This window comes from Methanosarcina spelaei (assembly GCF_002287235.1).
In the GTDB taxonomy this organism is placed as follows: Archaea; Halobacteriota; Methanosarcinia; order Methanosarcinales; family Methanosarcinaceae; genus Methanosarcina; species Methanosarcina spelaei.
The window spans coordinates 1-10,822 of record NZ_LMVP01000067.1; the positions used below are offsets into that span (position 1 = coordinate 1).

Sequence of the window (10,822 nt, forward strand, 5' to 3'; positions counted from 1 at the left end):
TTTCTAGCTTCAATTTATATCTAAATCGGTTAAATTCCTTTTTTGCCTTTATACTCCATTCTTGATGCTTTTCTTCATTCATAATTACGTTAAGTTCTTCAGATAGAATTTTTTCCAGGAATTTAATCTCATTTTCACGATTGTAAAATATATTCAATAACCTGTATTTTAATAGTTCCTGTTCAATTGTTGTTTTCTTCGGAAAATCGCTAACTATAAGCTTGTTTAAGTGCATCAAACAGTATTGATGCACTAACTTATCCCCAAAAACTTCCTTTAAAATATCTGGGTATCTCTTATCAAAATCCGTAACAATAAACACAGGTTCTGATGTATCTAGATTTTTTCGTAGAAACGTTTTGATGGTTTCTGAACTTTTATCCTCAAAAAGTTCATCTGCTATTGTTCTTTGAGTTTTTGCATCCAGTAATGTTAAACGGTATTTCTGACAACGTCCCTCTTTTGGATGCTGTTCGTCATAGTGCACCATATGTACATTTTCTAAAATTGGAACATTTTCCTGTTCCATTTCTTTGTTGAATGTTCTAAAAATAGTGCTTCTTGATCTTGGAAATATGAAGCTCATTATATCAGAAATTCCATCATAAGAAACTTTATGGTATCTGAGCACCTGGAAAAAATTATTGAATGAATCAAAAAGTAAAGTTTTCAGACCTTCCCAAAAACTATGATCTTCTTCGTCTGTACTACCACAATTTTGGCATTTGTATCGACCAATGCTGATTTTTCCAAGACCTTTTTTGATGTATAGATTATAGCCGTTATGAACCATAGGAGCACTGCAAATAGGGCAGGCTGGAGGAATTTTTCTACGAAAAATTCCTCTTGTGGTATATTCGTAATCATTGCTATAACTATCAAAAAGGTATGAGAGAGCAGGGAGTTCCGATAAGTTATTAAGAGTAAGATTTATAATTACCATTGTTTTTGCCGTAACATCATTACATAATTAGAGAATTATAAATTTATGTAGTGATGTTACACTTACTTTCATCACTAGATTTTGGAACTGAGTCGTTTTATCTTTTATTTAATAAAAAACAATTAGATAAAAATAAACCAATAAAGGGAGTAGCAATGAGTTTAGCAGGTCAAACAGCTCTTGTAACCGGGGGAAGCAAAGGGATAGGAAGAGCTATCTGCCTTGCTCTGGCAAAAGAGGGAGCAAACATCATCATTGCAGCAAGGAACGAAAGCGAAATTAAAGAAACTATGGATAAATTAAAAGAAATGGGCAGTAAGTCTCTGGCTATTCAGGCTGATGTACGTAGTGAAGAAGATGTAAGGCGTCTGATCTCAATGACAATTGACAAATGTGGTAAGCTTGACATTCTTATCAATAATGCAGGAGTGGCATATAAAAAGAGACTGGAGGAAACAACTCTCGAAGAGTACGAAAAAATCATAGATACAAACTTAAAAGGAGTTTTTCTCTGTACGAAGTATGCGATTCCATACATAAGAGGGAGTAAAAACGGAAAAATTATCAATATATCTTCAGTAGGAGGATTACACGGGCTTCCGGAATTTTCCGTATACTGCGCATCCAAGTTTGGAGTAAACGGAATAACAGAATCTATTGCCTCCGAGTTGGAAGGAGAAATTAAAGTGTACGCTGTCTGCCCGGGTGCTGTGGATACGGATATGTACAGGTCACTATTTTCAAACATACCTCCACTTAAACCCGAACATATTGCGGAAAAGGTTCTGGAACTTGCCTCTCCGGATTCAAAAGTTACATCCGGAAAGATAATAGAGATACAGGCTCCTCCAGTCCCTCAGCTTTAATTGTAAAAACCAAAGAGCAGGCATCCGGCAATCTGGAGTAGTTCTGGCAGACTTATATAGGTGGCTTGTAGATTTATAAATTACGTTATCTCTTTGCCAGGTCTTCTTTCATTCTTTTGTCGGAGTTCACTTTTCCTTTTAAGAAATAGACAGTTCTTAAAAGAGATAGATAACGCTTGATTGTAGTTCAGAATTATTGCTTCCAAAATTATATTCTTATCCTGCATGATAATTAAAAAGATGACTGTAGAGGGACTGCTATGAGACTGAAAGGCCAGGCAGCCATTGTAACCGGTGGGGGAAGAGGAATTGGCAGGGCCATTTGCCTGTCACTTGCAGGAGAAGGAGCCAACATTGTAATTGTCGCAAGAACCGAAAGGGAAATTCGAGAAACTGCCAGGTTGGTGGAAAGGGAAGGTAGAAAAGCTCTTGCGGTAAAGACTGACATTCGAAATGAAGAGGAGGTCATTGACATGGTTTCAAAGGCAATGAATGCTTTTGGAAGAATTGACATTCTCGTGAACAATGCAGGAGTAGCATATAGGAAATATCTTGTGGAGACTTCAACCGAAGAATATGATGAGATTATGGATACAAACGTAAAAAGTATGTTTCTCTGCACAAAGTATGCTCTTCCCCATCTGCTTAGAAGGGGAGAGGGCAGAATTGTAAATATATCCTCAGGTGCAGGAAAGCATGGTATCCCAAAGCTTTCGATATATTGCGCTTCAAAATTTGCAGTAATTGGCTTTACAGAGTCTCTTGCTTACGAAGTAGGAGGTGGGCTTCAGGTTTATGCAGTTTGTCCTGCAGGTGTGGATACCGACATGTACCACTCGCTTTTTTCAGATGAACCTGTTCTCAAGCCCGAAGATGTTGCAAACAGAGTTTTGGAACTTTGCTTACCAGAAACGACGCTTCCTTCAGGCTCTTCAGTCGAGATTTACAGGCGGCCTATGAGGATAGTTTAACTTTGATATTTGATGGAAGAAAGACGTAGCTTTGGGATATGAGGTATAATTTCTGAATGGAAAGTGTAATTTTGAATATAAGTTTTAGTTTCTGAATATAAGTTTTAGTTTCTGGATATAAGTTTTAGTTTCTGAATAGAAAGCGTAATTTCTGAATAGAAAGTGTGATTTTGAATGTAAGGTGGAAATATGTTCAAAAACCGTAAAGACGCAGGAGAAAAGCTTGCAAAAGCTCTTGAAAAATACAGGACTGAAAATCCTATTATTCTTGCTATTCCACGTGGGGGAGTGGAAGTTGGACTGCAGGTTGCAGCGAAGTTGGGTGCCGATTTTTCTCTCATTATTGCAAGAAAACTGCCTTTCCCGGATAATCCTGAAGCCGGATTCGGGGCAATAGCCGAGAATGGGAGCACTTTTATTTTAGAAAATGCGTATTACTGGCTTTCTGAAGAAACCATTGAGCAGATGAAACAGGAGCAAACTGTTGAGATTGAAAGGCGAATAAAAGTTCTTAGAGGAGGAAATCCCATACCTGAGCTTGCAGGGAGAACCGTGATTCTTATCGATGACGGCATTGCAATGGGATCTACAATGCGGGCAGCCATTGAGCTTTGTAAAAACAGGAAAGCCGGAAAAATAGTGGTTGCAGTACCTGTAACAGGAAGGGAGGTTGCAGAAGAGCTTCAGAAAAAGGTAGATGAACTCGTGGTGATTGAGACTCCTGCCTATTTTAGGGCTGTCGCCCAAGCTTACGAGAAATGGTACGATGTTTCGGATGAAGAGGTCCTCGATCTATTGAGAGAGAATATAAGGAAAAAAGAACTGAAAGATCATGAGTTTCATGAACTTGAAACCTGAAAAAAATATTTTCTTCTGTAATTCCGGTCACATTAACTCAATATGTTTTCAGGTAAATATGTAATACAGTAATCTAAAGTCCTTATTTTTGTTATGGTAGCTGTTGCAGGTAATTCGCGGTAGTGTTTATTCTTCGTCTTGTTTTTGTGTTCATTACCGTACCCACAGACGCTTTTGAATTAGATTTGATTAATATTTCCTTTTAGATAAATAGGTACCGTCAAGTTGACGGATGTTAAAGAATTTTTCCAGTTACAGCCGAGCTTCTATAATGTCTAACACCCGTCAACTGGACAGTACCTCACAAACCCTTGTTCTGCCATGTTTTGAAAGCGATTCTATCAAGGTAAGGTAGATGCACTAACCAGCAGAAGTTAATTTAAAATTAATAGTCCAGTCAGTGTATTTTTGTGTGTTAAAAGCAATTAATAGAGAGTGGATGTAATTCCTACCCTACAAAAGAAAATCACTTTTAGAACCGCCTATGAAGTTCTGTTAGTTTGCCATTCCACAAAAGAAAAACAAAAGTAAAAAATGACATTGTCTAATTATCACTGAGTTTTTGGAATATGTTTTCTTGACTCAACGGACTGCGTGTGCAAGTTGAACATGGGAATCCATCCCGATGCCATTTGTAATAGTAAAGATCGCATTCTGACAAGATGCCATGATATACGCAATTGCGCACATTCTCTACTCCTTTCTATTATTATCTTATTGTAAACCTATAAATCTGTAGATCATATAGTGTAGTCGATCTATTTTTAAACATAAAAGACGAAATTGGAAGGCCAGGTTTAAACTACCTCAAAAGAAAAGCGTTTGTAAAACCTCCTATAAAGCCCTACAAAGAATAAAAGTTCTCCTCCAACATAGGAATCCAATCGGATGCAACAATTGTTTTTGTGACTTTCACTGCAGCTTTATAGTCGAGACCTGTAAATAGCAACACGTTTTCTAAAAGCTCTTCTTCCGTTTGAAATGGGACGCACATAAAAATTCGAGTTTTGATCAAATCCAGAACAATTGCGATATTATCTATGCGCCACAAGGTTTCTTGTCCTTCTTTTGACAGCAAACCAAGACCATGCTCACGTAATATTAGTATTCTCTCTTTTCCCTGTAAACAGGATTTAGTTAAGGTTTCATACGTTGGAATAATACCAAATGTTGAAAACATATTATAATACTCCCCAAGTTATTGGTTTTTATTTCCCCACTTCCCCACTGTGGGTATTTTACAATATTATAAACTATCCTATAAAGGTAGTTTATTGCTCAAAGAAAGTTTTGAAAGCTAGTACTAGTGGAGATAGTTAAAATTAATTAAATACATAAAATAAGACATTTTTATCAAAAATTTTAAACAGTATGTAAAAATAAAATTTTAAACGCCCTCTTTTCTTATCGCCTAAAAACGAAAGAACTAACAACTCCAAGGAGATTCGATCATTATTTTGAATAAAGGAAAAGTTTTGTTTTTTAGAGTTTGTCCTTGTTATCTTCAGATTGAAGGTTTGAAATTACTAACCCTGAGGAAAAGAAAATGAATATACCAAAAATAGTCGTATATAGATCTATAGATTATATAGAGAGCTCGAAAATATATGGAAACTATAAAATATAATGAAATTGTCTGAAATACCACACGCTTGAAATTAAGAGAAACATTTAGAGACTAATGTAAATAATAAATTCTGGACAATGGAACTGATAAAATCTTTAATATAAAAACTAAAAATATGTATTTTATAATTATCGTTATAATTACTATAAAAGGTTTGAATTTTAAGATTTCTGGAGCAGAAAAAAAATGGATTTACTTATCATAGCGCTTATTTTAGCGGGCCTTTATATGGCCTGGAATATAGGGGCAAACGACCTCGCAAATGCTATGGGAACTTCAGTTGGAACAGGGTCCTTGTCAATCAAGCAAGTGATTATTGTTGCTGCTGTCTTTGAACTTTTAGGCGCCATATTCTTTGGTGATCGAGTTACTCAGACAATTGCAAACGGAATTGTTCCCATAGATTTAATCGGCAAAGTTCATCCGAATATGGTAGCGGTAGGGATGCTGGCTGCGATTCTTGCAGCAAGCTTCTGGGTAACTCTTACCACTTTTTATAACTTACCTGTTTCAACCAGCCATTCCATAGTTGGTTCAGTGCTCGGTTTCGGGCTGATCCTGGTTTATAACGGAACTATCTCTTTTTCTGAGATCCACTGGGGAGAACTTACTAAGATTATTGCCAGCTGGTTTATATCTCCAGTTCTTGGAGCAATTTTTGCTTATCTCACCTTTTCCATAATAAGAAGGATTTATCTTCATAGAGCTATAGACCTGCCTTTTGTTGAGAAAAAATTCATATCCTTACAGCTCATAACAGGCTGTTATATCGCATTTGCGCATGGATCAAATGACGTAGCAAACGCGATTGGTCCTCTCTGTGCAGCACTTAAGGTTATGGGGGTATCAGGAGTAGAAGCCGGAATTCCTTTATGGGTGCTTTTAATGGGAGGCCTTGGAATGGTAATAGGAATGGCCACTTGGGGCTATAAAGTGGTTCTAACAATCGGCTCAAAGATTACGGAACTAACTCCTACACGTGGTTTTTCTGCCCAGTTTGCAACAGCGTCAGTTGTTTTGATTCACAGTTACAGTTCGCTTCCGATTTCGACTACCCATACACTTGTCGGTTCGGTTATAGGGGTTGGACTTGCAGGCGGGATTGCAGCCGTTGACCTTCGTGTGATCTGGAGAATTATTTCTTCCTGGGTAGCAACAGTTCCTATAGCGGCCCTTACATCAGCATTGATCTTTATAGGATTAGAGGTGATCTTTTTATGATAGACTACATCCGTTCTGTCCTTGACGTGGTTGCTGAATCTCCCTTTGTGCCTCTGGAAGCACACGCAAAAAAGGGAGTGCTGGCAGTTGAAAAGCTGGCTGAAGCAATGGAAGCCTACTGTGCAGGAAATCAGTCCATCCTGGAGGAGAGAACAGATGAGATTGACAAACTGGAGCACGAGGCTGATAAACTCAAACAGAAGATAAGGGCCAGCATTCCCTCATTAATAAGGCTGCCCGTGAATAAAAAAGATCTCCTTTCCTTTCTTAAGCAGCAAGATTCTATTGCGGATTATGCTCAGGCGGCTGCCTACTGGATGACCCTTCGGCCCTGTAAGGATATACCTGAGGAAATCAAGGACGGCTTTCTGGAACTAATGGGCTCCTCCCTGAAGACTGCAAGGCTTTACGATGAACTTGCGGGCGCGCTTTACAAACTTCTTGCAACTTCTTTCAGCAAGGAAGAAATCAAAGAAACTATGACCATTATCCCTGAAGTCGAAAGACTGGAACATGATGTGGATGTTCTTGAAACTTCTCTCCTAAAAAAGATCTTCGAAAACGAGGATACTATAGGAGGTGCAGGTGTCTGTCACCTGATAGGTCTTGTCGAAAGAGTAGGAGGCATTGCTGATAAGTCCGCAAGCGCTGCTGACCGCCTGAGAACAATGATACTTAGAAGGTAAATTTTCATTTACTTTTTTATAACATAGTTTTCCTTACAACGACTTAACTTATTTTTTCCGAATAATCTACCTTTTGAACCTTTAATTCCCTTTTTTATTTGACTTAGTTTTCGAGTAAGTTTTTCACTTGAATAATCATTTTGAATGAATTTTTCTTTTGAATAATTTGTCGTTTTGAACAAATATTTCTTTTCGGTCTTTATTGGCGAGAGTTTGATTCTCAGGAATTATGTTTTCGTTTGTTTTTACAAGTCTTTTCTTGGCTGACCGAGTAGAATCTAATCCCTTTTTAATATAGAGTATAATAAAATAGAGTATAATAATCGAAAATAATTGCCAAAGATATCAGATTGGCGTGCTACTTTTCTCAGTAACCGAATTTGGATTGGTCAGGTTCTAACAGCTGTAACTTTGTCTAGGTAAAAAAGTTGAAAAACAATAGAATCCAAGTTTAAAAATAAATCTGATAGAACTAAACATAGATAGTCAAAGAAAATTTGTAAGAGAGAGGGATTATGAAAAGCAAAATTATAATTTGTCTAGTCCTACTAAGTATTACTATAGCGGGCCTTGGATGCAGTTCGCAGTCAGAAGGGTCACAGCTAGATAGTTCACAACTAAACGATACAAATAATGCAAGTGCTGGAAATCTCAAGGATATAGAAGGCATCTGGATAGGAAATTTGACGGTCCAAGGCGGATTGGAGTTAAGGATAGTATTCAATATTTCTACTAATCCTGATGGGTCCATCAGTGCCAGTATGGACAGCCCTGATCAGGGAGTAAGCGGTATACCTGTTGAGAGTGTTAGTTATAAAAACGGTAATTTGAACCTTGGAGTAAAGTCCATACCGGGAAGTTTTGAAGGGATATACAAGGAGAATAACGAAACCATAGAGGGAGAATGGAAACAGGCAGGATCAGTTTTTCCACTTGTGCTTAACAGGATAGAAAAAGCTCCTGAGACGCACCGAGAGCAGGACCCTATAAAACCGTATCCGTATACCGAAGAAGAAGTTGTTTATGAAAATAAAGAAGCAGGAGTAAAGCTGGCAGGAACCTTATCTCTTCCGCAGTCAGAGGGGCCTTTTCCGGCAGTCATACTCATAACGGGTTCAGGCCAACAAAATCGTAATGAGGAAATTGCAGGTCATCGCCCGTTCCTTGTACTTTCGGACTATCTGACACGCCAGGGAATTGCAGTGCTTCGGGTCGATGATCGAGGTATTGGAGGTTCTACCGGAAATGTTTCACAGGATACAACTGAGGACTTTGCTGAAGACGTACTCACAGGAGTTGAATACCTCAAAAGTCTCAAGGAGATCGATCCGAGCCGAATCGGACTGATTGGACACAGCGAAGGAGGGCTAATTGCACCTATGGTAGCAGTAAAGTCTCCAGATATCGCATTCATTATACTGATGGCAGCACCTGGGGTAACTGGAGAGGAAATTCTGTACATGCAAAGTGACAGGATTGCAAGAGCCGAAGGAGCAAGCAATGAGACTATCGCGCAAAATGAAGCTCTGATGAGAAGAATGTATTCTGTAGTAAAAGAAGAAAAGAATAACACAGCAGCTGAGGAAGAGCTTCGGGAAATCCTAAGGACCGAGATAGCGAACACAAGTGAGCAGAAAACAGAAAGTTCAGGCCATTCCGAAGCTGTCATTGACGCTCAAGTAACAGCACTCACCTCACCATGGATGCGCTTTTTCCTTACTTATGATCCAAGGCCAACATTAATGAAAGTCAAATGTCCTGTCCTTGCAATAACCGGCGAAAAAGACCTTCAGGTTCCGCCTGAAGAAAACCTCAGGGCTATAGATGATGCTCTCAAGGCAGGTGGTAATAAAGATTACATAGTCAAAGAATTGCAAGGCCTCAACCATTTGTTCCAGACCGCTAAAACAGGGTCTCTCTCAGAGTACGCAAAAATCGAAGAAACAATCTCTCCGGATGCTCTGGAAATTATAGGAAACTGGATCTTGGAACATATCCAGGAAGAATAAAGTAGAATGATAAAGTAAAATAGTAGTGAAATAAAAGAGCAATGAAATAAAAGAATAATGAAGGAAGAGAGTAGTGAAATAAAAGAGCAATGAAATAAAAGAGCAATGAAATAAAAGAGCAATGAAATAAAAGAGTAATGAAGGAAGAGAGTGAGGAGAAAACAAAGTACTATAAATTTACAGGCATATTTTTATTATAACCTCCTTCTCTCTTATAACGCTCGATAATATTCATTCAGCTATCTGCACTATACACTTATTTTTTGTCGATGTTTCACGATCAGAATTATTATATCGTCAATATTTTTTGAAACACCTTTCTCTTGCATCTCTACATTCTCAAGTCATTCTCAGAAAACTCTGGTCTGGCTGGGTTTTATAACTATCAAAGTAAAAGCGTCAGACATTACATTGAGGAGACAGATATGGTGCCTCTTATCCTGCTTTTTCATTAAATATGGGAAACTTGAGCCTCCAAGAGAATTTCGGGGCTTAAGAGCTCAGGTATATAAAAAAGGCCTTAGACTGTAGGCTTGTTTAACTGTAGAAGACTATATTAAGATTTTAGCGGACACGAAATCCTGAAGGGACTTATATTTAACATTTGACTGACGAGAGATACAGTTAAACACAATTTATATTATCATAATATTTCAGGCTGGAAAATAAAGCATTATAAAGCTTTAAATTCTGTTTTCGATTTTTATAAGATTATATAAAAGTAAGTGTATTTATATATTAATTTACCCAGTGAGTTCCTGATTACGAGTGTTTTCGTATCAAATGTAAGAAAATAGGAGGAAAAAATAGGAGGAAAAAAGTGAACTTTAACAGAAAATCAATCTGGAAAACTATAGTGTCTGTTTCTGTTGTATTAACGATATTGACTCTGGGAGTTTCTGCAGCCTCTGCATGTCATGCTCAGACACCTTCTACCTACTCTTATAAGTACAGCTCATCCCAGTGTGACAAGGCAGACTGTACTGGAAACTGCTGTGATAAGTGCTCAGAAGTCTGCGGAGAGGATTGCACAGGAGAATGCTACGACAACTTTACTGAAAACTATAGCGAGGAAAACTGCTCAGGCGATTGCTGTGATCAATGTAAAGACACCTGCGGCGACAACTGCACAGGAGAATGCTGTGACAACTGTACCGAGACTAAATGCGCAGGCGATTGCTGTGATAAGTGCTCAGAGGTCTGTGGCGAAAGCTGTACTGGAAACTGTTGCGATAACTGTACTGAAACAGAATGTTCAGGCAACTGCTGTGACCAGTGTAAAGAAACCTGTGGCGAGAATTGCACAGGAGAATGTTGCGATGCCTGTACTGAAAACTGTAACGCAGTAAACTGCGCAGGCGACTGCTGTGACCAGTGTAAAGAAACCTGCGGCGAGGATTGCACAGGAGAATGCTGCGACAACTTTACAGAAAATTGTAATGGAACCGATTGTGTAAAAAACTGCAGTGGGAACTCTGAACAAACCACCTGCAATAAGTACAGTTCGGAAAAAACCACCTGCAATAAATGCAGCTCTGAAAAGATCACCTGCAACAAATAAACCTTTTAAAGGCCTAATTCGATTTCATTGGTCATCGGTTCAGGCTTCACTTCCTTCTCCTGTTATTCTTTTTTGATCCC

General features: G+C 38.3%; 9 protein-coding genes. 7 read left to right on the top strand and 2 right to left on the bottom strand.

Features of this window, described 5'->3' with window-relative positions; translation table 11 throughout:
- Window positions 1-943: ISNCY family transposase (locus tag ASJ81_RS05075; RefSeq protein ID WP_095642727.1), on the bottom strand; the 943-nt coding region annotated here is incomplete at its 3' end.
- Window positions 944-1,098: 155 nt separating this feature from the next.
- On the opposite strand from ASJ81_RS05075, the gene ASJ81_RS05080 reads away from it, so the two are divergent.
- From ASJ81_RS05080 to ASJ81_RS05090, 3 genes are all read left to right on the top strand, one after another.
- Complete coding sequence (locus ASJ81_RS05080) at window positions 1,099-1,809, top strand: SDR family NAD(P)-dependent oxidoreductase (protein ID WP_095643539.1); 711 nt, start codon at window positions 1,099-1,101, stop codon at window positions 1,807-1,809.
- Between the two features lie 260 nt (window positions 1,810-2,069).
- A complete protein-coding gene (locus ASJ81_RS05085; protein WP_095643540.1) occupies window positions 2,070-2,780 on the top strand; it encodes an SDR family NAD(P)-dependent oxidoreductase in 711 nt (236 codons plus the stop codon).
- A gap of 189 nt (window positions 2,781-2,969) precedes the next feature.
- Window positions 2,970-3,638 carry a phosphoribosyltransferase gene (locus ASJ81_RS05090; RefSeq protein ID WP_095643541.1) on the top strand — a complete coding sequence of 223 codons (669 nt, stop codon included), beginning with the start codon at window positions 2,970-2,972 and terminating at the stop codon, window positions 3,636-3,638.
- A gap of 844 nt (window positions 3,639-4,482) precedes the next feature.
- Here the strand turns inward: ASJ81_RS05090 and ASJ81_RS05095 are convergent.
- Window positions 4,483-4,818 carry a hypothetical protein gene (locus tag ASJ81_RS05095; RefSeq protein ID WP_095643542.1) on the bottom strand — a complete coding sequence of 112 codons (336 nt, stop codon included), beginning with the start codon at window positions 4,816-4,818 and terminating at the stop codon, window positions 4,483-4,485.
- 633 nt (window positions 4,819-5,451) lie between these two features.
- Between ASJ81_RS05095 and ASJ81_RS05100 the strand changes: the two genes are divergently transcribed.
- From ASJ81_RS05100 to ASJ81_RS05120, 4 genes are all read left to right on the top strand, one after another.
- Window positions 5,452-6,486, top strand: coding sequence for an inorganic phosphate transporter (locus tag ASJ81_RS05100; RefSeq protein ID WP_095643543.1), 1,035 nt, complete (start codon window positions 5,452-5,454; stop codon window positions 6,484-6,486).
- On the top strand, window positions 6,483-7,172 hold the full coding sequence (locus ASJ81_RS05105) for a TIGR00153 family protein (protein ID WP_095643544.1): 690 nt from the start codon (window positions 6,483-6,485) through the stop codon (window positions 7,170-7,172). Before ASJ81_RS05100 ends, ASJ81_RS05105 begins: the two co-directional genes overlap by 4 nt.
- A 515-nt stretch (window positions 7,173-7,687) precedes the next feature.
- Window positions 7,688-9,181: an alpha/beta hydrolase family protein gene (locus ASJ81_RS05110; RefSeq protein ID WP_095643545.1), complete on the top strand. Its 1,494-nt coding sequence runs from the start codon at window positions 7,688-7,690 to the stop codon at window positions 9,179-9,181.
- An 820-nt stretch (window positions 9,182-10,001) separates the two neighbouring features.
- Window positions 10,002-10,742, top strand: coding sequence for a hypothetical protein (locus ASJ81_RS05120; protein WP_095643546.1), 741 nt, complete (start codon window positions 10,002-10,004; stop codon window positions 10,740-10,742).
- The last annotated feature ends 80 nt before the right edge of the window (window positions 10,743-10,822 follow it).